Source organism: Paenibacillus dakarensis (genome assembly GCF_001373415.1).
Classification (GTDB): Bacteria; Bacillota; Bacilli; order Paenibacillales; family Paenibacillaceae; genus Paenibacillus_AQ; species Paenibacillus_AQ dakarensis.
This window is the reverse complement of sequence record NZ_CDSE01000093.1, coordinates 1-19790: the sequence shown is the minus strand read 5'-3', so window position 1 is coordinate 19790 and position 19790 is coordinate 1. Positions and strand designations below refer to the sequence as shown.

Sequence of the window (19790 nt, the reverse complement as noted above, 5' to 3'; positions counted from 1 at the left end):
CTTGACATATTAGGGCAATGAATGATTTAAATATACTATATATATATTAAAAGTACAAAAAGGGTGTGAGTTCATGTTAGCTGTGGAGGCCGTTGGAGTCACTAAATTGTACGGTTCTAAACGAGGAGTCAGTGACTTGAATCTGGAAGTCCGTCAAGGGGAAGTGTTTGGATTCATTGGACCGAATGGGGCAGGAAAGTCTACCTTGATTCGAATGATCATGCAGCTTTTGTATCCTACAGAAGGAATGCTGAAGGTGCTTGGCAGGACTTTGGATCATGAGCATCCTGATTTGCGTAAACGAATTGGTTATTTACCGTCTGAAATTGCTTTCTATCCTCATATGAATGGCAAGCAAGCTTTAGAGCTGACGGCGAGAGCATACGGCTTAAAGCTGGAACATACCCCTGCGATGGAATATGCCGAGAGACTTCAATGGGATCCGGGGAAGAAAATTAAATCCTATTCGCTTGGTAACCGTAAGAAGCTAGGGCTCATTATAGCTTTACTGCACCAACCGGAATTATTAATCTTGGATGAGCCTACCTCAGGGCTTGATCCATTGGTTCAGCGTGATCTATTTGCACTGCTTTCCGAACTTAACAAAAAGGGTGGCATGACTATTTTCTTCTCAACGCATGTGCTTTCTGAAGTAGAGAAGCTGTGTGACCGGGTAGCATTTATACGGGAAGGGAAGCTTCTCAGGGTGTCCAGGCTGGATGAGCTGTCACATAGCCGGACTCATAGAATTTCGATTCTATTCGAAACACCTGGCAATCAGATCGAAACCTATGACTTAGGGAAGCTTGATCCTTCTGTTACATTTGATGGGGTACAGCATCTGCTTCATAGTAGCGAATCGCTTCAGAAGGTGCTGGCTAAGCTATCACAGCTTCCAATCAAGGACCTGTCTATACGACGTCCTACCATTGAAGAATTATTTATGAACGATTATAAGGATGCTGGAGAGGGGACTGGACAATGAAGTGGAATCTAATCAGGCATGAGCTTCGTCAAAATCGCCGCGGCTTCTTTATCTGTCTATTTATAGCGCTGCTATTTATCGTGCTGCTTCTTGGGAAGGCAGAAGCCTTTGTAAATAATCCCGAGATGGAACGGCTGATCCAAGGACTGCCGGAAGGACTCCTTAAGGCATTTGGTATTCAGGCTGAAAGCCTTCGTACTTTTGACGGGTACTTAGCAACACAGGTATTTCCCTATTTCATCGTGATTGTGTCCTCATTCGCTGCAGCTTGGGCAGGGGGGAGTATTGCAAGGGAGCGGGAACAGGGCACCGGTGAATATTTATTTGCACTGCCCTACAGCCGCTCCAGTATTTTCTGGTCCAAGGCAGCAGCCCATTTCTTTTATATGACTGTCGTCTTCTTATGCGGTACAGGTCTTCTGTTTCTGCTTGCCCAGACGTCAGGACAAGAAGTGAGACCTGCAGATATGCTTCGTCTTTTACTCGCCGGCTATCTTCTTGTACTGTCTTTCATGGGGATTTCTTACGGTCTGACATCATGGCTGGCTTCAGATCGAACAGCGGTATCGATGGGGGCGGGTATTGCGGTGCTTGCATTCTTTCTTAACATGTTATCCGGCAGCAGTGAGCTTATGGAGAAGATTTCTCTCATTTCACCGTACCGTTTGTTTGATACACTGGCCATCGTTAAGGGAGACAATATAACAGCATCAGGATGGATTCTGACATTAGGCTTGTTTGCAGCTGGAACTGCTGTGGGTGTACTTACGTTAAAGAGAAGGGATTTATGCTGAATGGGGAGTGTTAAAAAGAACGCAGTTCTTGAAGCCGGAAGACGCCTGTTTTTGGAACAGGGAATTCTGCAGACAAGTATGGAGCAGATTGCGGAGGCTGTGCCTGTCTCCAAGATGACAATATACAACTATTATCAGAGCAAGGAAGGGCTGCTCGATCATGTCGTTGACAGCTTAATTGAAGATTCATGGGCCCTTTACCGGGAGGTTATGGATAAAGCGAAGGACCCGCTTGAGGCACTAACTGTGTTTTATGAAGAACAGGATCGCTTTGCGTTGCGTGTGACGCAGCAGTTCATTACAGATCTTGTGAAATTTCCTGACCAAATGGAGAAGTTGCTTTCATTTAACCGAGAGAAGATTATCCCTGAATTTGAAATGATGATCTTCAAAGGGCAGCAGATCGGACAGATTCGCAAAGACATCTCACCTCATTTACTGGTTGCTTTTTTAACATTTATTAAAGAATTTACAGCGCGGTCTGAATGGTACAATGGACTTGGAAGCCTGAGTGCGGTAAGTGAGCAGCTGATGATTATTTTGTATCATGGAATCCTTGAGAAAGATATCAATCATCACAGTAATTCGAATGATGAAGGTACGAAATAGTGGACAGTTGGAACAGTCCTGTTGTTGAACGGCAGCGGGGCTGCTGCCCGCTTTTGGGTTGATCTTTTTAATGGAATGATTGCAGGTTTACCGGGCATAATAAACAGCGGATGAATATTCATACTATGAAGGGGGTTATCGTCTTGAACTGGGTGTATTACGGTAAGCTGTACACAACTAAATTTCAAGCCGGATGTTTTGCCAAACGGTTGGAACAGGATGCATGGTTGTTCGGTTACGGGGATCCCCGGATGGTAGAGGTATACCGCTCTAAAAAGGGACGATATGGCGTAAGATATATTCCGTGAATTTTTTTAAAATTCCTCTTGACTTTTAAGTCTTTAATGCTGTATATTTATTCTTGTCGCTGTTTACGACTTCTAAAATGCCGCGGGGTGGAGCAGTTCGGTAGCTCGTCGGGCTCATAACCCGAAGGCCGCAGGTTCAAATCCTGCCCCCGCAACCAATTTTTATATCGGATTGTCCTAATAATTGATTATGTATGTAATCAGGGCCCTTAGCTCAGTTGGTTAGAGCGGTCGGCTCATAACCGATTGGTCGGGGGTTCGAGTCCCTCAGGGCCCACTTACAAGAAAGACCCTTGCATTTGCAAGGGTCTTTTGCTATCTGCAAAATATTGAATTGATGGTGGTTGATGAGTTGGTCGGCAAGTGGCAGTTGGTTCGAGAATTCGAGGAAAGAGATTCGTTCACAAAATTATGCCTGTGAAATTAGTTCTTTTACTTGATTAGGTAAAGCTGCAATTTCTGTTTTTGACAGACCTTCTGTTGGAATAGATGGAAGGATCGTCACGGTTACATGCGCAGGAGTTATCCAGAATCCATTATCCTCCATCAGCTTGTATGAGCCTCGGATTTGAATCGGAACAATGGGTGCTCCGGTCTTGGAGGCAATCCGAAATGCACCAGGTTTGAACTCACCGATTTCATCACTTTTGCTTCTTGTCCCTTCGGGAAAGACCACAACGGAATAATGGTTTTTTATTAATTTTTCGGCTTCTTTTAGACTATTGATCGCTTGTCTTGGATTACTTCTATCGACGAAGATACAGTTTAAATGCTTCATCCATTGCCTGATAAAGGGCAACCTGGCAAGTTCGGCTTTGGCCAGCAGAGCTTTGGGCTTACCTATAAATCCCAGCATGATCGGGACGTCAAAATTCCCTTGATGATTGGATACGAATACGGATGCATCTCGAGGAATATTCTCCGCTCCATGGACAGTAACTTTTGCTCCAGCAGCTTTTAGCAATGACCGTGCCCACCTTCCCACATGTTTGGAAATGTAGGCGTCAAGTTCCTCTGTGCGCTCTTGTTTCTGCAGTCGATTTGCTTTTATTAAGCCAGGGATCAATATTATTAAATAAAGCCAAAAATAAATGAACCAAATAATAGTACGGATAATCTTCATGCTCAGTTCCTTTCATGATGAAATGACAATTGTTATTATTGTCATTGTATCAGTGGTGAATTCGAAATAGTATGGCAAATTTTACTCGCTTCAAGGTGTATTCATAGACCCTGAAAATCGAGGAACCGAGCTCATTAACAGCTAAAAGGAGCAGTCCGTATTTGGCTGCTCCTTTTTTGAATTATACAGATATGTCAAAATTTCTCCCAGGTTTGGATCCATATTTCTCTCCATCATTTTAGGGTTAATGGTTCACTTCCATATAATTTTTAGTCTGTTTACCATAGGAAAGCAAATCCGAAATCGTTACAAAAGAATATCCTCTCTTTTTTAGCTCTGGCAAAATGATTTTGAGAGCGTCATATGTCTGAGTGCTATCCGCTACAAAATCATGCATGAGCACAATATCACCATTATGCGCATTTTTAAGTACCTTGTTTACAATCCTCTCCACCCCCGGTTTTCTCCAATCCAGGGTATCCTGGTGCCATGACCATAAGATCATAAGCAACCCGCTTTTTCTGCAATGCTGAACAATAGCTTCATTATAGCTGCCGCCAGGTGGGCGAAACAGTTCCGTGTTATGTCCTGTTGCATGGAGGATGGCTTCTTGCGTCTTGGCTAATTCTGTCATCATTTTTTGGCTGTTGATTCTTTCAAAAGACGGGTGACTAAATGAATGATTACCGATCTCATGTCCTTCGGCCAATTCACGCTTTACAATCTCCGGATATCGCTCTACACGATTACCTACTACAAAAAAAGTAGCTTTCGCATCATATTGTTTCAGCAAATCAAGAATATTCGCCGTCGAGGTATCATCAGGACCGTCATCAAAGGTAAGAGCAATCACCTTATTCGTTGTGGGCACCTCCCACACGATTTCACCACGCTGCTCATAATATTCTCTTCCTTTGGTACTGGTATAGGGCTTGGCATCCAAAGGAGAGCTTACCAGTGAACTGGCGATGACGAGTACGAGCGGTAAATACAGTTTTTTCATAAGATAAAGTGTCCTTTTCATGTCTTCTAAGTTTTATGTTTCCCTTATTCTTTGATTTAGAAAGCGAAATTATTCTTGTTTGGGGTATCTGGAATTACCTGACAGCAAATAATGTTTGCTCGTGTGTTTAAGTCGGGTGCAGGTGTAAAAGATGTTTGTTTAAGAAGATTATATTGGTTAAACAAACTGTCAGGGTAAATATTAAGTAAGGCGTTACGGGAGCAACGGGGACCGGCCGTACCCTGTCAGTTTCCGCTGACGGGGTATTACTGCGTTTTATCATATTTGTATCAATTAAAGTGTGAAGGTTTTTATAAAAAATTGCTTATGTACGTTGACAACCATATAGTCATCATGGTAATATCATTTTTGTCGCTAAGTTGTTCATCACTGAACAGTGGACACATCAAATAGCACAGTAACATGCCGGGGTGGCGGAATTGGCAGACGCACAGGACTTAAAATTTTCCGTAAGATTTCGCTATATAATCCGCGAACATTACGGAGTCGGTGCGCATCCCATAACGTTGAAATTACGCTAGTCCTACGAATCGCTTTATATCGAAACCTGTGCGCCTGCACTCGCTTTATTCGTCCGCGATGACGATTAAAACGGAGTGGAGGCGCTTTTTGATGGAACGGAAGAGACGCGTTAACCTAGCCGCAGCCGGTCGTAATACTTCCGCGATAGAGTATCCGCCAGAATCTACGGATTTTGAGATTGCGAGACAGGCGTTTATGCGCCATTGTCGAATCCGCAACTTAACGGATGAAACGCTTAATTTCTATCGCGATACATCGAAAGAATTAGTTCGCCAACTTAACGCGCTCAACGTAGATAGACCGCTCGATGTTACGCGAGATCACGTTTTGAGGGCGATTGAGGCGAAACAAGGCGAAAAGATTAAGCGAGGCAGATCGGATACGCCCGCGGACGCTACGATAAACAAGCTGATTCGCGGGTGGCGTGCGTGGTTTAACTGGTTGCATACGGAAGGTTTTATCGAAGTCAATCCGGTAAAAGGGATCGGCACAATTAAATCTGAACGGCGGATCATAGAAACGTTCTCTAACGCGCAGATTAAAGTGTTGTTGGACACGCCTAATCGGTCGTCGTTTACGGGATATCGCGATTACGTCATTATGTTGACGCTGCTCGATACCGGCGTTCGCATATCGGAATTAGCCGGCATTAAAACGCACGATATCGATTGGCAGGCGCGAGTTATCTGTGTATATGGGAAAGGGCGGAAGGAGAGACTGGTTCCGTTCAGTAGATCGCTAGAAAAGCAACTGCGCCTGTATCTCGAAATTCGCGGCGTACTGGACCACGATCACGTCTTCGTCAATATCGATAATGATCCGTTTCAAGTGCGCGGCATACAGCAAGCGATAAAATTGTACGGTGAAGCTGCGCGGATTAAAGGCGTGCGAGTGAGTCCGCATACTTTCCGCCATACGTTTGCGAAGATGTATATAATGAACGGAGGCGATTCGTTCAGTCTGCAGAAGATACTCGGACATACTTCGCTCGAAATCGTTAGGATGTACGTTAATCTATTTGGAACGGATGTAGCGGCGCAACACGCCAAGTTTTCGCCATTGGAACGTTTATAAAAGTATATAGCGTCATCTCTTCGGATTAAATTCCGTTGAGGTGGCGCTATTTTTTATTTCTGCGAAATATTTACCGCAAAAGTGTGCGAAATCGAAACCGGCTCCGTCGAGGTTATTAGATAGCGGAAAGGGGGAGTAAGGTGAATTGGGGGGTAATTCAGGAAATAGCTTTAGATGAGGCAAAACAACGTGTATTTTCAAGACTGGACGACCTCATTGATCGGGATATAGACGTTCTTAGTATACGTAAAGAACTACCTTCGAAAGAATACGATTGTATTCGAAAGCAAGCAGTTCGAGCATTCGGCAGTTACAATCAGGCGCTCATAGAATACGGTCTTTATGACTCAAGTGGGACACCGCCGGACATTGAGGTCGCGAGATGCTTTCGACTGGAAGGTGATTACGTAGTTTCGCAATGCGTTGAAGAAAGCGAAAGGCTAATGGATCTCTATTCGATCGATGAATTGACTTTTCGCAGGGTATCGAAAGAGGTCATTTATTCATTAGAAATAGATGCACTGGACGAGTTTTACCGTGATTGTTTTCCGTTTGAAGGGTACCCAACACGGCGATTGAGGGAGGAGTTGCCTGAATTATACGGATATATGCGTAAGCATTTTGGCACCTTCAAACGATTCCTTCGCGCATATAAAGTTCCTTATAAATATATAGACCGAGATTATGGAGGAAGGGAGGCTATAAAATACGGTCATGAGTTCGAACGAAAACTAGGTGTAATTCTTGGGGAACTCTACCCTAACGTAGAAGCTCACGTAAAAATAGGCAGCTGCATTCCCGATTTTATCGTAGGAAGCTCTACCTGGGTTGATGCGAAGCTTAGTGCAGGGACGATACGTGATCCGCGGAGTCGTACTTTGGAGAAATACTCAATAGAGACGGACCAGCTTACGGTCTACTACGCAAGAGACAGGGAACCACCGTTTCGTCTCGGATTTGCTGAGATCAAACACATTTCAACTCTGTACCCGCCTTTACATGAAATAGGTCGCGCAGATTTAGTACACGACATGAATGCGTTTATAACGTCTATCTCTTTTCGTGGAGAAGACGCAGCATAATCGGAAAGGAGGCGATATCAATCACGGAACAAAAACTCGTATCGGTCGAATCGCAAACGGAATACTCCGTAACATCCGGCGCCAGTGAGACGCGGATATTCGTTAAGATGTACGTTGATGCCGCAAAAGCCGGTCTTATAGCGGACATGGGCGCGCAGAACTGGACGACACTTTGCGTAATCGCTTCGTTTATGGATGCGGCGGGCAACTGTTACCCAACGCAGGAACAGATTGCGAGGTATCTCGGAGTTAACCGTCAGACGGCGAACCGATACGTTAAGCGTCTGGTCGATTACCGTTGGAATGGGCGCGCGGTAATACATGCGGTAAGGGATCGGTCGCCTAGCGGAACATGGCAGAATACGCGATATACGGTCCTTCCGATCAGCCAACTCGCGATATTCAATGCGCAGCCGGAAGCGATAGAAGGCGGTTAGGTGGGCGGATTAACGTCCCATGTCCGTGAATACCGACATGGTGAACACCGACACGGTGGAGGAAGACACTAACTATAACCAGTCTTTTAACAAGAGCCATTAAGAACTAGATAAAACATTACTGCGAGTTAAACCGAAGAAGAAAACACTATCGCTTCGGAAACTTCGTTTCCTCGCGAGACGGTTAATATCAAAACCTTTTAATACGCGAGAAAAAGCTTAGCGTAGATAATTGTATAAGGTACTTAATAGATTAACAACGCGTGAGGGGTTATTCGAAGAAGAAAAGACAACAGACTCGCCCGCGCCGCCCGCCATCGTCTCGCTAAATCTGACCGCGAAATTAGACGCTTTCCCTTGCGAACGACCAAACGATCCAACTCGCATCGAAAGCCGCTAAATCGCCGCTGAAAATCGCCAATAAACTATAAACGGAGGTATCCCGTATGTCCAACGAAAACCAACGCAACACCGCTACTATCACACTGCCCACTATTCCGCGCCAGGTTGCGGAAGCTATCGAAAGAATCCGGACGCAGCATCCCGACTTATGCGACGTAATTGAACTCGCATTGGATGCGCAGGAGGGCTATCCGCATACGCCGCCAGAGTTCCGCGTTATCCCGTTCGACACGCTCATGTCCGCGCTAGTTAACGGATACACCGTCGAAAAGTCCGCGGAGGAGCTGGAACGCGAGGCGCACAATGCGATTCGTGAAAGCTTCGATTATCACACAACGGGTTTTACTGACGACGGGGATGACGCGTACGTTGACGGAATGCTCGATACGCTAAACACGCTCGGAATAAAAATCGAAGGGGTGAACGCATAATGGCTTCGACTACGTCTTCGTTTTCAACGAAACTCAACGTATCCATCACGCAAAACTATCGCCTAACAACGGATAATACGCAGTTTATCCTCCAACGCCGCCACACCGTTGACCCTACGAAATCGCCCGGCTATACGGCGCCTGCAGACGGATCGCCTCCGCCCGAACCGCGCGAATCGTGGAAGGATGACGGATTCTATACGCTGAACGAGGGCGGAATCACAGCCGCCGCCAAAGCCGCTATACTGCGCGATACAGACGTTAGTAGAGCGGAAACCCTAGCGGACGCCCTGCGATTATATGCGGATGAGACGGCGAAACTGGCCGGACTGATTAGCGCGGCGTTGCGTGTAGATGGCGCACATAGGCGTCAGCCTAAATCTGAGCGGTGAATTAGGCGTGCTGGGCGTGCGGTAGGGTTAGCGGTAGGGGACGAGGGAAAGGCGCTGATTTAGCGCTCAAATTTTGCGACCGTGTGATTCCGCACGGCTTCCGTATAACTATTAATATAAGCGAAAGGATGTGCGTTAAATGGACGTATTGAATACGACGGGCGGCGGAGTTGACGGAGCGGCGATATTAAGCGCTATTTTCTTCGGTATTGGCGCGATAGCTTCGTTCGTGCTGGTGATACTATATGCGCGCGATAGAGAGCATTCCCGTGCGGTGGTTTCCGGATTAACAGGCGCACTATCTGCGGCGTTGGTCGCATTCTACGTATTAACGTGCGCAGAGCCGATCCGCCACGAAGTCACACTGCGGCCGGGCTACGTTATCGATGCGGCTAAATACGAAATCGTAGAGCAGCGCGGAAAAATATACGTTATTGAGGAACGGGAGGCGGGCGAATAGTGAGGTTCAAGTTGTTCACGCGCAAGTGCAAGCACGAATGGAAACGCAGTATTACGAAAATTTGTACGGTGACTAACGAAATAACGTATAAGTCGGTTGTCTGCGCTAAGTGCGGCGAATATAAAGTAATTCACGGGGAGGAATCGGAATGACCACGGAACAACAGCGCCAGGAAGCGCAAGCCATCGCGCAGGAAATCGAGCGCCAGTTAGACGCGGCTCTTGAGCTGCGGACGATTGACGGGATATTGCGACATTATGGGCGGTAGGTTTACGAATCGCAAATACGTAGTTAAATAAGATAACGGAGGGATGTTTCGATGTGGTGGCAGAGTAAACGCAAAGAGAAATTCGATATGTTACGCGAGGTATATGAAGATACCAGCGCGCAACTTAAAATGACGCAGGATGCATGGCTCGAGATCTACAGAAAGAAGTGTAGGCAGAACTACGAAATTGTGCGTCTGCAGGCGGAGGTAGAGCGGATGAAAGAAGCATTAGAACGTATCACGACTGGAACAATGTCGCAATACTCATCGCATGTCGATATGTTAGTTGATTTTAAACGGATAGCAAAGGAGGCGCTGCGCAATGCCGACGAAACCGCGCAAGAAAATAACGGCTGAACAGCGCAAAGACTGGCGCAATCTTCCGCTGGATGACTGGAACACCGCGACCGTCCACGCGATGGTTATCGATTTAAACGCGGAGAAATTCGCAGTCGAGAAATACGTGCCGATGCGCGGCTACGGATTCGAACAGGGATCGATTAAACGCGCGCTAACCGAATACGGTGCGGAAGCCCTCCGCGAGACAATCGAACGAGCCTTCGCGGAATATCGTCCGACTGCGCAATATCCGCAATTGACCGCCGGCTTTCTGATTGCGTATATGTTGCCGCGGATACTTCCGCAGGTGCTGGCGGAGCAACAACGGAAAGCAAAGGCGGAGAGTGAACCGGTGAATGGCGGGATGAGTGCGGAGGAATTGGCGCGGTGGCTTTAAAATTTTTTATTACTGCGTAGTAGACACAAAATGCGAAGGAGGAAAAGAAATGAAAGAGCCACTGAAATGTGACCGTATAGGCTGTAATCAAGATGCAGTTTATCAAGGGCATATCTACGGGCACGTAAAAGGTGAAGATCCCAAAGATTCATTTTTACCTGTTAACGCATGTGAGAGCCACAGTAAGTCTACTGGATTTTATATTGAGGCTAAGTTGAAGTAACGGCGCAGTTCGAACGAAATGCGCAATAGTCGGCTTCGGAAGCGCGTATAAGCCGCTTTACAACCGAGGAAAATACGTTATATATTTACCGCGAAGGAGGAACGCAATGGAATCGAGAACACACGCTGACAAATGTATATTAGCGCAGCATTGTTCGCTCGCAGGCTCCGATAAGTGTAACGCGCTATGCTCGTCCTATATCGCTGTCCACGGACATAACGCCGCAGGCGGACGAGTAGCAGCCGCAAATATTCCGTCGGATTACCAAAAGGCAACGCTGCAGAACTCGCCAGCGCGCAAAGATCAGGCGGCAGCCTATTCCGTCATCGATTCGTACGTTAATACTTTCCAGCGTCAATTTAACGAAGGAAGTGAGCGCATTAAATCGCTTTACTTAGTATCCGCATCGCCAGGCACCGGTAAAACTACGACGGCTGTCGCGGTACTAAACGAATGGATTGTGCGCCACTATATCGGATCAGTCCAACGTGGGCTTTCGCCCAAAGAACGGCCCGCCTTCTTTCTCGATGTGAACGCGTGGCAGACGGATTACAACACGTTCAATCGACCGCGAGTTCCGGACCACATAGCGGAGCCGGCTGCGGAAAGATATTATCGTTATCAATCCGCCGCGTCATCTGCGCCGTTCGCGGTATTAGACGATATCGGCGTAAGGGATGCGTCAGAGGCGTTTCGCGCGGATTTACATGCGGTTATCAATGCGCGCGTAACGGAGGGGCTTCCGACCGTATACACATCTAACGTAGCTATCGAGGATTTGGCGCTAGTGTTTGACGCCAGGCTTGCGGATCGGGTTCGAGACATGTGCCTAGTGGTTCCGTTCAAAGGCGGGAGCAAGCGTGGCATAAGGATTTGACGAGTTTTCATGGCGTTTACAATTCGCAAAAATGAAAAACGCAGAGAGATTGCGAAATAAAGAGATAGTGTCCGGTTCATGCGAACATACATCCTATTTTTCACAACATGAAACTCCTTTTTTGGAGCGACAAGTTATATAATCGGAGGTGTTACGAGAATGGCGATATATGGCGAACAGATAATATCGAAGATTGCGGACGAGGGCGACGTATCGGCGCTATCCAAATACGGTATTATCCGCGATGATTTCCCGACATTGAGCGAGCGTCGGGCGTATGATTTCGTTGTAAAGTATGCGCAGGAAAACGGCGGCAAGGCGCCGAGCTACGCTTCAATTGCGGGCGAGTTTCCGGATCTGACGTACATTCCCGGCGTTACGGATAGTTTCGAATACCTGGCGCGAGGGTTAAAAGAGAACGCTGCTAAACGTATGGCCGCCGAAAAGGTAAACGGTTATCAGGACGAAGAAACCGGAAAGCGCGTTCCGTCTGAGTTTGCGGAAGCTTATCAAAAAATGTCGGCGGAAGAGTTCTCAGGGTACTTGAAAGATTTAGCAGATAAGATTAAAATGAGAACAAGCGTTCGAAATTGCCAAAAGGCAACGGACGTGAAAACCGACTTCGAAAAGTTCCTAACGGAGTATCGCGCACGTAAAGCCGGCAAGTCTTTCCGCATCTGGCGGTCAGCATTTGCGTATATCAACGAACAGATCGGCGGATACCTCTCATCGAATATGTACACTTGGTATGCGCGATCCGGCCGCGGTAAGTCCGTCATCGTAATGGTAGAAGCGCTAGAAGCCGCGATACAAGGCGCAACCGTTCTCGTATGGGCGCTCGAAATGTCTACGTTCGAATGGTTGGCGCGCGCATATTCGTATCTGAGCGCAAAGGCCGGCGTTATCCATGCGCAGATAGACGGAGTAGATTACGATGCAGGCTTCGATAATAAGGCGATGCTTTTCGGTAAATTATCGGAAGAATACGAACGTGAGCTGGAGGAGTTTTTGCGTAATCTGAACGAATCAATTAGCGGACGAATTATACTTCGCGCCGCAGATCACGCCGATTTTACCGACCGTTCCGTGCGCCAACTTGAGACGGATATCGAACAATATGAGGCGGATGTCGTCGTTGTTGATCCGATTTACTATATGGATTACGAAGCGAATACGAGCAAGACGGCGGGCGGAGATGCGGCAGCAACATCGAAGAAACTGCGTTTATTGGCCGGGCGGACCGGAACAGTAATACACGTTATCACTCAAGCGGATGAAAACGCGAATGAGAAAGGTGACGATGGTATCCGCGAGATGAAGCCGCCGAAACGTGCGGAGATTAAGAAGACGAAAGCGGTTCTTGAGGACGCGGTTAATACGTTCGGTATCGATACGCTGGCGCATGAAGGACGCGGAGTTATCGAACTCGGCAAAGGGCGTAATGGCGGCGAGGATGCGCGTGTCGAAATCGTATATTTGCCGAATTTCGGGATCGTGCGGGAGATTAGCGGCGGGAATGGCGGGCAGTTTGTGAGTGGATTTTAGTTCAATAAAGTTCGTTTCCTAACAGGAAACAAAAATATATCAAACTGTGTTGACTAGAGAAACATAGTGGTATATTATAGCAATATATCAATCTATCAAATTCCAAATAAAGGAGTTCTATCAAATGAGTACAAAATTACTAGGGGAGTTTATTCAACAAAAGAGAAGTGAAAAGGAGATGTCGCTTAGAGATTTGGCGGAGTCTGCTGAAATCAGTCCTTCTCAGTTGAGTAAACTTGAGAGGGGGTTGGTGAAACACCCTAATAGCGATTCTATTGTCAGAATAGCATACGCTTTAAATGTAGATAAGGATGATCTATTAGCTTTAGCTGGAATTATTAATATCGAAAATGTGATAACGCATGATAAGGTTTATGACTTTTCTGAGATTATTCTTCAAAGTTTGAGAGAGACGTCCGTTGCTTACGAAGAAGCTTCTTTACTTGAACAATTTAAAGACATCGTAGAATATAGGAACCAAGATTTAGACGGTTCAGATATTTTATTCATCGCTAAAGAAATAGAGGCAGCGTACGAGTTAGGATTACGTCGCGTCAGAAGCAAAAAGAGATTAGAAGGGATAAAGCAACAAGACTGGAATGTGGAGTTCGATGATGGGAAGGAGGGATGACTTATAGAATGCTTATTGCAAGTCATTGAAAGCTTTCCTTGGCGTAATCCGCGATGGCATCCGCTAAAACTCGAAGCGTCCTCACCGTTTCGCGCTGGCGATGATTCCCCGTCATTCTCAGTTAACCTCGATCCATCTTCGGATAAATACGGATGGTGGAACGATTGGGGCGCAAAGGAGAAGCGATGGCGCGCAGGACCCCCGGAGAAACTTATCGCATTTTTACGCGACATAACGGAAGAAGAAGCGCTTGAACTAATACACGGTGGCGGCCGCGACGGACCTGGCGAATACATACTCACGATAAGACTACCGCAAGACAGCGCCAGAAAACGGTACAAGCCGATTGACCCAACGCTATATAATTCGCAGCCGAGCGAATACTTGTCCGGACGAGGTATAACAACGGAGATTCAAGCGTTACTTGGAACCGGCTATAATCCGCGATATCAAGCGGTAACATTCCCGTGGAAAGATCCGTCTGGAATCGCTATGAACGTAAAATACCGCTCAACTCGCGATAAGATATTCTGGTACGCAAGGGGCGGCGCGCCTGTCCGTACAATGATATACGGAATCGACGTAATTTATGCGCAAAGGATTAAGCGCGTTTTAATTGTAGAGAGCGAGACGGACGCACTATACGCATGGAGCTGCGGAGTGCCGGCGGTTGCTGTCGGAGGGTCAGCGTTTACGGAGGATAAGGCGAATTTACTGCGCAGATCCCCGGTCGAGGAATTATTACTCGGCGCGGATAACGATACAGCCGGACAAGCCTTGCGAGAGCAGATAACACAGAAGATGCGCGGATACTGTGCGCTATATGACGTAGAGATTCCGCCGTATGCGAAGGACATGAACGATGTAAAAGAGGCGGAAACCGTACGGAAGATTTGCGAGGAGGCGCGTTTAGTCGGTCCCATTATCGCGCTGTAGTCTACATTCTGTAGACAATTCCGGCAGCAAGTCCGTTAGGACTCGCCATCGCCGCGTACTTGTATCCATTCGTAAAGATCGCGCGGACTGTAATTAAGGCCGAGTTTCGCGTTTATAGTATCCGTTATGATGACCGAAGTAACAAGCGGCATCTTCCTGCGGGCTTCTGTCGCATAAAAGGAAATTGTCCGTTTATTTAATCCGGAGTAGTTCGCGAGGTCCTGCTGAGTCCAGCCTATTTCGCGCAGAATGTCAACGAGTAAGCAGCGGCCGTAAGTGACCTTCATCGCTGCCTCCGCTGTTATGAAATTATGTACCTAAATTATTTTAGCATATTTTTCTTAAAAGTGTGCGAGATAGAAATGCGGTCCGTCGAAGTAATTGTAAGACACAAAACGAGAGGTGATAGGATGTCGTTTATTAAACTTAATAGTCTTGCCCTAGCATACGCAGCCGCAAGAAGTGACGTAAATTTCCGGTCTTTATATGAGGAGGCCAACGCAGTTTTCCGGAAGATGAATCGCGTTAAAGTGGTTCGGTCTGGTTATGGTGATGAAGCCGATGCAGATGAAATACTCGACGCAGTAGTGTGGCGATTATCAAAACGCGATGACGTAAAGGATTTCGGCAGGATGATGTCAACAGCGCTAAAGAATGCACGGCTCGACCTCTTCCGATCCGAAACAAGCCGACGAAAAGGAATCGACTATGATTATGCGGACAGGGAAGAGAGTACGCCAATACTCGAAATACCTACCGAAGAGACTCCGGAAAAAATCTTTCTTGAGCGTGAAAAAGAAGCCGACCAGCGTCAACTGATCGACTTCCTAGTAAGTTCGGATTCAGGCGAACCCGACGCCACGACGACAGCCATCGTCGAAGCAATTGCAGCGCAGCCTAGCGCCAAGGATACCGCGATCGCCAAATCGCTTGGTATCCACCATGAGATTGTTAAACGTAAGTTTCGCAAATTATATCGCCGTTACGACGCCAATCGCTTCGGAGATTATCGCGAATACTTAGCAGTTTAACCAGTGTGGAACGGCTTTTCAGGTAGGAGAGCCGTTCACATAAATTATAACATACCATATCAAGTTACTATATTGAAATAAAACTTATGTACTAATATGTATTCCCTAAATATTACCAAGTATACCTTTAACGATTCCAATTCTACGAAAAAATTTGAGAATTGTCAACGTTTATTTAAGTACGCCCAAAATAAAATTTGGAGGCATCTTACATGAGTACTATACGCAAAACAACGAACGAAGTTTCGTTTCCTAATAAAAATGTTCGTCCATCTGCGCCGCTCACATTTCTACAATATAACGGAGCGCCCGAAGAATACGAAGATATCGCGGATTACTTGCCGCAAGATCGACCGCTAAAGGGGGCGCGCATCGCATGAGCATCGCAATTGATCCGAAAGCCGGCACGCACTTCACCGGTAAAATATTCGTCACTCCGCACGCACTAGACGAAGCGACAAAAGACTTCGGAGTAGAACGCGGAAACGCGCCAGTATTCGTAATGGATAACCTACGGAAAGCGTCGTTTATCTCAATGATCGTCAACGAGGACGGTCGACCAGCTCGCCTATTCGGATATAAGCGCATGGCATTCGTAGTGGCTCCGGATGCTGACACGGTAATAACTGTTTATCCGCGTCACAGCGTCAATCAGACGTTATCCGCGGCGGTATTAAAACTCCTGCAGCGAACGTTAAAATCTGCGGAAAGAAAAGAGAAGGCGGCCGATAAACGCACGGCGATCACTAAGGCGGAGCTTAACGTCGAGCGCGCCGGATGTGAGTTGCGGAAAGCCCGTTCGAACTCCTTAACGATTATTAGCGCAATGGATGCGCGAATCAACGAAATAGATGCGGAGTTATCTCGTCTGGATCGCGAACTATTGGAAATAAAGCGAGAGAAAACGAATCTGGCGAATAGTCTCGTAGTGTTCATTTGAAATAAAGCCGATGTCCTGCGTCGGCTACGCGGCAGTAGCGGCGGAAGTCTCACCGTTATTACCGCGTAATGGGCGCAGGAAAGACGCAGCCCGAGCGGAAGGATCACGCGCATATTCGGAGCTTACTCTCCGGACGCGTGACGAAGCGTAAGTCGTAAGTTTGCGGAGTCGACACGCAAATAAGCGCAATCCTTCCGTAAAATTAAATAAACCGAAGGGAACGTGATTGAATGTCTATGTTTACGAAGGTAGGCGCAGCAGCCGTAGCCGCAACGAATAACGATGGAGGCGCGAAGGAAAGTCCGATCACATCGTTCAAGTCCGGTTCTATGTACAAAGTTGGCGTGAAGTCCCTCGAAAATGTTGCGGAATACTACGGTTACAGCGTCTACAAGAAAGTAAACACGTTTGTACCGAAGAATCCGGCCACCCGTAACGCTCGCGGATTTGTTGACGCTAATCCGACCGCATGGGATCAAGCGGCGGACCTTCTGTACGCTGACGCCAAAGCCGCGAAAGAAGCCGGCGCAAGTGAAGACGCGGTTAAAAAGATTACGGACGAAGCGTATTTATATCGCGGCAAACAACGTTTCCTACGCGCATTCTTCGATTTGACAACAGGCAAGGATATCGTTGTTGACTTGAGTCCGAAGCAAGAGAAAACGCTCAAGGCCGTTATCGAAAAGTATGCGAAGAAGCTCGGCAGCATCGCGTTCGAATTAACGAAAACAGGCGCGGGTACAAACGCAGTAGTCGCATTGTCTCCGATCATTGACATGGACGAAGACCTTACGGACGCTGAACGTGCCAACTTCGCGAAGATGGGCGAGCAACCGTTCGACCTGGCGGATTTCGAAACGTGCTTGTACGTTGCGGATGAAGAGGAACAAACGAAGAATCTCGTTATTGCCGGATTTGATATCGCGCGCCTCGGACTCTCAATCGGAGCTGCAGCGCCAGAAGCAACGCAAGAATCCGCACAACCAACCGATGATGACGCGCCAGACGCTCCACCTAGCGAAGAGGAACTCGGATTCTAAACGAAAAGGAGGCGGAAGCATGGACGTAGCTGGTCCGGAAACGCGCAATGTCACCGTATTAGTAAACGTTAAGGACGCGAAGAAACTTCCGCAGACTGGCGCTTACTTGGCGAAATTCCTATCGAATCTAACGAAAGACCACGGACTATTCTCGGTTAACGTTGCGGCGAGCGTCGAACCTGCGCAAGAAACAGCGTTCGGCGCCGCACAGCCGCCGGAGGAGCCTACGGAAATAGAAATTGTATTTATACCGGAAGGGGACGATTAGTATCGCGCACATAACTGGAATCGTAGGAGTTTACTCGGAGTTAATCGCACAAGCTGCGCTACTTGCTAACGGATGGAATATTCACGAATCGAAGACGGCGGAAGCGTACGACATTCTCGCAACTGACCCGGTTTCAGGCGACCACGTAAAGATTCAAGTCAAAACGGTTAAGCAGCGCGATGATAAGAACGGGGAACTCGTTATCTACGCGAGAAAAAACAACGGAACAGCCTACGACCGAGCCGACGCTGATTTTTTAATCGGTGTTTGGGTGGACAACGGCGAAATTCCTCGCGTATTTATGCTCGAGAATAGATTGTTGACGGAGTATTGGGCGTCCGAGGCGCGTGCTTCCGAACGATGGATCGAGCTGCCAATCGCGTTTGACCGTTCGCGTTTTGCCGCAAGGGAGATCGCAGTATGACGTATCTCGACCGTTTCGCACCGCCAGTTGATCCGCCCTTGGTCGCCTACTGCGCCCATTGTGGCGGAGAGATTTACGCCGGCGACGAGGTTAAACGCGTTGATGACGGAGGCGGCTTCGTTTGCCATAACTACGGAACAGACTGCGCAACACGATACGCAGAGGAACGCGTTTTTGACGCAATAGGAACGATTAATATCCGAGGGGAGATCGATTAAATGGCGAAGTTGAGCGTAGTGGTTCCGGCGAATGAGGTAGAAGTGGGCGGGGTCAAATACCGCAAGGTTGAGCGTGTGGCGCAGGCGGGAGATATCGTTAAGGTTATGTCGCAGGATTACGACCTGCAGTACGGTGGATTCTATCCGGTTGTGGCGGGCGCCTCTGACAGCCCTGGCGTAGTGGATGACGTTAATGATTTCGTTCATCCATTCGATAGGTACCCGAAAGACTTCGAAGTCTACGAAAAGGTGGCGGAAGAGGCGCAGCCAACGCCTAAATATCGCGAGGTTAACCGTCCGGCGAAAGTAGGCGAGCGCATCCGGATTGTACAGCTATACGGCTCCGAAGACCGATATGAAAACGGAGACGAGTTCGTCGTAGAAAAGGAGGAAGGCCTCGCAGGAGTATACGTAAAGCATCCGGAAGGGACCATTAACGGCTGCGCGCTTGTAATTAACTCGGAATATGTCGTACTCGAACCGGCTGAAAGCGCGGCGTCAACTACGCAATCCGAGCGTCTGAAAGTCGGAGAGTATGCGAAGGTAGTCGGCAGCACTAACGGATTTACTGAGCGTGGTGATATCGTCGAGATTACAGAAGACGACGGCTCATTTACTCCGTTCTGTCTCGCATTTATAAACGGAGAATATGCCGGATGGCAGGACGAGGTATCGTTAGTCCGCGCAACTGAATCCGAAGCCGAAGCCGAAGCCGCTAAACAGGCGCTTAAAGTAGGCGAATTTGCTGACGGTGGCTATGCGGAAGTTAAGATGAACGCTGACGGATATCTTAGTCGCATCGTAAGCGGATCATATGTAGAGGTGCGTCCGACGGAAGTACCCGGACCTTATGCGCTCGAACTCAAACTTCCGCAAAAGGTAGGGTTTCATGACGGATACTGCAACGCCGACGCACTCCGCAAGGTGACGCGTAAGGAATACGAAGCTGCAACTGATCCACGTAGTAAATTCGCTAAAGGCGATAAGGTTCGGTTGATTAGCGGCGGGGG

General features: G+C 47.6%; 25 protein-coding genes, 2 tRNA genes and 1 pseudogene. 25 read left to right on the top strand and 3 right to left on the bottom strand.

The genetic code is table 11. The annotated features are described in order from the left end of the window. Positions 1–73 precede the first annotated feature (73 nt). The 6 genes from BN1234_RS20230 to BN1234_RS20210 all read left to right on the top strand — a co-directional run bounded on the left by BN1234_RS20230 (position 74) and on the right by BN1234_RS20210 (position 2973). Positions 74–985 carry an ABC transporter ATP-binding protein gene (locus tag BN1234_RS20230; RefSeq protein WP_054958442.1) on the top strand — a complete coding sequence of 304 codons (912 nt, stop codon included), beginning with the start codon at positions 74–76 and terminating at the stop codon, positions 983–985. Continuing rightward, on the top strand, positions 982–1779 hold the full coding sequence (locus BN1234_RS20225; protein WP_054958441.1) for a DUF2705 family protein: 798 nt from the start codon (positions 982–984) through the stop codon (positions 1777–1779). Before BN1234_RS20230 ends, BN1234_RS20225 begins: the two co-directional genes overlap by 4 nt. Further along, positions 1780–2388 carry a TetR/AcrR family transcriptional regulator gene (locus BN1234_RS20220; RefSeq protein WP_054958440.1) on the top strand — a complete coding sequence of 203 codons (609 nt, stop codon included), beginning with the start codon at positions 1780–1782 and terminating at the stop codon, positions 2386–2388. It begins immediately after the preceding gene. A 143-nt stretch (positions 2389–2531) separates the two neighbouring features. Beyond that, positions 2532–2696, top strand: a complete 165-nt coding sequence (locus BN1234_RS22350) for a hypothetical protein (protein ID WP_170308093.1) — start codon at positions 2532–2534, stop codon at positions 2694–2696. Positions 2697–2777: 81 nt separating this feature from the next. Then, positions 2778–2854, top strand: a tRNA-Met gene (locus tag BN1234_RS20215). A gap of 45 nt (positions 2855–2899) precedes the next feature. Further along, positions 2900–2973, top strand: a tRNA-Ile gene (locus BN1234_RS20210). Between the two features lie 132 nt (positions 2974–3105). Here the strand turns inward: BN1234_RS20210 and BN1234_RS20205 are convergent. Next, positions 3106–3660, bottom strand: coding sequence for a lysophospholipid acyltransferase family protein (locus BN1234_RS20205; RefSeq protein WP_245640238.1), 555 nt, complete (start codon positions 3658–3660; stop codon positions 3106–3108). Between the two features lie 403 nt (positions 3661–4063). Beyond that, a complete protein-coding gene (locus BN1234_RS20200) occupies positions 4064–4822 on the bottom strand; it encodes a polysaccharide deacetylase family protein (protein ID WP_082423300.1) in 759 nt (252 codons plus the stop codon). A 984-nt stretch (positions 4823–5806) separates the two neighbouring features. Between BN1234_RS20200 and BN1234_RS22565 the strand changes: the two genes are divergently transcribed. The 12 genes from BN1234_RS22565 (at position 5807) to BN1234_RS20140 (ending at position 14859) form a co-directional block, all read left to right on the top strand. Continuing rightward, positions 5807–6439, top strand: coding sequence for a tyrosine-type recombinase/integrase (locus BN1234_RS22565; protein WP_170308092.1), 633 nt, complete (start codon positions 5807–5809; stop codon positions 6437–6439). Positions 6440–6579: 140 nt separating this feature from the next. Further along, positions 6580–7521: a hypothetical protein gene (locus tag BN1234_RS20190; RefSeq protein WP_054958438.1), complete on the top strand. Its 942-nt coding sequence runs from the start codon at positions 6580–6582 to the stop codon at positions 7519–7521. 107 nt (positions 7522–7628) lie between these two features. Continuing rightward, positions 7629–7958 (top strand): helix-turn-helix domain-containing protein, encoded by a 330-nt coding sequence (locus BN1234_RS20185; protein WP_245640237.1) that lies wholly within the window; start codon positions 7629–7631, stop codon positions 7956–7958. Between the two features lie 446 nt (positions 7959–8404). Next, complete coding sequence (locus BN1234_RS20180; protein ID WP_054958436.1) at positions 8405–8791, top strand: hypothetical protein; 387 nt, start codon at positions 8405–8407, stop codon at positions 8789–8791. A gap of 531 nt (positions 8792–9322) precedes the next feature. Further along, a complete protein-coding gene (locus tag BN1234_RS20170) occupies positions 9323–9643 on the top strand; it encodes a hypothetical protein (RefSeq protein WP_054958434.1) in 321 nt (106 codons plus the stop codon). A 319-nt stretch (positions 9644–9962) separates the two neighbouring features. After that, positions 9963–10268, top strand: a complete 306-nt coding sequence (locus tag BN1234_RS20165; RefSeq protein WP_054958433.1) for a hypothetical protein — start codon at positions 9963–9965, stop codon at positions 10266–10268. Beyond that, on the top strand, positions 10234–10647 hold the full coding sequence (locus tag BN1234_RS20160; protein WP_054958432.1) for a hypothetical protein: 414 nt from the start codon (positions 10234–10236) through the stop codon (positions 10645–10647). Before BN1234_RS20165 ends, BN1234_RS20160 begins: the two co-directional genes overlap by 35 nt. 49 nt (positions 10648–10696) lie before the next feature. Then, a complete protein-coding gene (locus tag BN1234_RS22560; protein ID WP_170308091.1) occupies positions 10697–10870 on the top strand; it encodes a hypothetical protein in 174 nt (57 codons plus the stop codon). A 106-nt stretch (positions 10871–10976) separates the two neighbouring features. Further along, positions 10977–11747 (top strand): P-loop NTPase family protein, encoded by a 771-nt coding sequence (locus BN1234_RS20155; RefSeq protein ID WP_054958431.1) that lies wholly within the window; start codon positions 10977–10979, stop codon positions 11745–11747. Between the two features lie 159 nt (positions 11748–11906). Continuing rightward, positions 11907–13292, top strand: a complete 1386-nt coding sequence (locus BN1234_RS20150; protein WP_054958430.1) for an AAA family ATPase — start codon at positions 11907–11909, stop codon at positions 13290–13292. A gap of 124 nt (positions 13293–13416) precedes the next feature. Further along, positions 13417–13923, top strand: a complete 507-nt coding sequence (locus tag BN1234_RS20145) for a helix-turn-helix domain-containing protein (protein ID WP_054958429.1) — start codon at positions 13417–13419, stop codon at positions 13921–13923. A gap of 15 nt (positions 13924–13938) precedes the next feature. After that, a complete protein-coding gene (locus BN1234_RS20140; protein ID WP_054958428.1) occupies positions 13939–14859 on the top strand; it encodes a toprim domain-containing protein in 921 nt (306 codons plus the stop codon). A 35-nt stretch (positions 14860–14894) separates the two neighbouring features. Here BN1234_RS20140 and BN1234_RS20135 read toward each other — a convergent pair whose 3' ends face one another. Continuing rightward, positions 14895–15146: a hypothetical protein gene (locus BN1234_RS20135; protein WP_054958427.1), complete on the bottom strand. Its 252-nt coding sequence runs from the start codon at positions 15144–15146 to the stop codon at positions 14895–14897. Positions 15147–15269: 123 nt separating this feature from the next. On the opposite strand from BN1234_RS20135, the gene BN1234_RS20130 reads away from it, so the two are divergent. From BN1234_RS20130 to BN1234_RS20100, 7 genes and pseudogenes are all read left to right on the top strand, one after another. Then, a complete protein-coding gene (locus BN1234_RS20130; RefSeq protein WP_054958426.1) occupies positions 15270–15890 on the top strand; it encodes a hypothetical protein in 621 nt (206 codons plus the stop codon). Between the two features lie 212 nt (positions 15891–16102). Beyond that, positions 16103–16270 carry a hypothetical protein gene (locus tag BN1234_RS22345; RefSeq protein ID WP_156337286.1) on the top strand — a complete coding sequence of 56 codons (168 nt, stop codon included), beginning with the start codon at positions 16103–16105 and terminating at the stop codon, positions 16268–16270. Then, positions 16267–16830, top strand: coding sequence for a hypothetical protein (locus tag BN1234_RS20125; RefSeq protein ID WP_054958425.1), 564 nt, complete (start codon positions 16267–16269; stop codon positions 16828–16830). Before BN1234_RS22345 ends, BN1234_RS20125 begins: the two co-directional genes overlap by 4 nt. A 230-nt stretch (positions 16831–17060) precedes the next feature. Continuing rightward, positions 17061–17870 carry a hypothetical protein gene (locus BN1234_RS20120; RefSeq protein WP_054958424.1) on the top strand — a complete coding sequence of 270 codons (810 nt, stop codon included), beginning with the start codon at positions 17061–17063 and terminating at the stop codon, positions 17868–17870. A gap of 19 nt (positions 17871–17889) precedes the next feature. Continuing rightward, the gene (locus BN1234_RS20115; protein WP_054958423.1) at positions 17890–18138 is read left to right on the top strand and encodes a hypothetical protein; all 249 of its coding nucleotides are present in this window, start codon (positions 17890–17892) and stop codon (positions 18136–18138) included. Beyond that, a complete protein-coding gene (locus BN1234_RS20110) occupies positions 18110–18562 on the top strand; it encodes a hypothetical protein (RefSeq protein WP_245640236.1) in 453 nt (150 codons plus the stop codon). The genes BN1234_RS20115 and BN1234_RS20110 overlap by 29 nt, the downstream gene beginning before the upstream one ends. A gap of 218 nt (positions 18563–18780) precedes the next feature. Then, a pseudogene (locus BN1234_RS20100) lies at positions 18781–19790 on the top strand (hypothetical protein); the annotation flags it as partial.

What these genes read in the sequence shown, in the direction of transcription:
- BN1234_RS20135 (WP_054958427.1), bottom strand. Translation starts at nt 15,146, where the DNA reads ATGAAGGTCACTTACGGCCGCTGCTTACTCGTTGACATTCTGCGCGAA.
- BN1234_RS22345 (WP_156337286.1), top strand. Translation starts at nt 16,103, where the DNA reads ATGAGTACTATACGCAAAACAACGAACGAAGTTTCGTTTCCTAATAAA.
- BN1234_RS20220 (WP_054958440.1), top strand. Translation starts at nt 1,780, where the DNA reads ATGGGGAGTGTTAAAAAGAACGCAGTTCTTGAAGCCGGAAGACGCCTG.
- BN1234_RS20160 (WP_054958432.1), top strand. Translation starts at nt 10,234, where the DNA reads ATGCCGACGAAACCGCGCAAGAAAATAACGGCTGAACAGCGCAAAGAC.
- BN1234_RS20155 (WP_054958431.1), top strand. Translation starts at nt 10,977, where the DNA reads ATGGAATCGAGAACACACGCTGACAAATGTATATTAGCGCAGCATTGT.
- BN1234_RS20130 (WP_054958426.1), top strand. Translation starts at nt 15,270, where the DNA reads ATGTCGTTTATTAAACTTAATAGTCTTGCCCTAGCATACGCAGCCGCA.
- BN1234_RS20115 (WP_054958423.1), top strand. Translation starts at nt 17,890, where the DNA reads ATGGACGTAGCTGGTCCGGAAACGCGCAATGTCACCGTATTAGTAAAC.
- BN1234_RS20145 (WP_054958429.1), top strand. Translation starts at nt 13,417, where the DNA reads ATGAGTACAAAATTACTAGGGGAGTTTATTCAACAAAAGAGAAGTGAA.
- BN1234_RS20225 (WP_054958441.1), top strand. Translation starts at nt 982, where the DNA reads ATGAAGTGGAATCTAATCAGGCATGAGCTTCGTCAAAATCGCCGCGGC.
- BN1234_RS20165 (WP_054958433.1), top strand. Translation starts at nt 9,963, where the DNA reads ATGTGGTGGCAGAGTAAACGCAAAGAGAAATTCGATATGTTACGCGAG.
- BN1234_RS20230 (WP_054958442.1), top strand. Translation starts at nt 74, where the DNA reads ATGTTAGCTGTGGAGGCCGTTGGAGTCACTAAATTGTACGGTTCTAAA.
- BN1234_RS20150 (WP_054958430.1), top strand. Translation starts at nt 11,907, where the DNA reads ATGGCGATATATGGCGAACAGATAATATCGAAGATTGCGGACGAGGGC.
- BN1234_RS20120 (WP_054958424.1), top strand. Translation starts at nt 17,061, where the DNA reads ATGTCTATGTTTACGAAGGTAGGCGCAGCAGCCGTAGCCGCAACGAAT.
- BN1234_RS20125 (WP_054958425.1), top strand. Translation starts at nt 16,267, where the DNA reads ATGAGCATCGCAATTGATCCGAAAGCCGGCACGCACTTCACCGGTAAA.
- BN1234_RS20170 (WP_054958434.1), top strand. Translation starts at nt 9,323, where the DNA reads ATGGACGTATTGAATACGACGGGCGGCGGAGTTGACGGAGCGGCGATA.
- BN1234_RS20200 (WP_082423300.1), bottom strand. Translation starts at nt 4,822, where the DNA reads ATGAAAAAACTGTATTTACCGCTCGTACTCGTCATCGCCAGTTCACTG.
- BN1234_RS22560 (WP_170308091.1), top strand. Translation starts at nt 10,697, where the DNA reads ATGAAAGAGCCACTGAAATGTGACCGTATAGGCTGTAATCAAGATGCA.
- BN1234_RS20180 (WP_054958436.1), top strand. Translation starts at nt 8,405, where the DNA reads ATGTCCAACGAAAACCAACGCAACACCGCTACTATCACACTGCCCACT.
- BN1234_RS20185 (WP_245640237.1), top strand. Translation starts at nt 7,629, where the DNA reads ATGTACGTTGATGCCGCAAAAGCCGGTCTTATAGCGGACATGGGCGCG.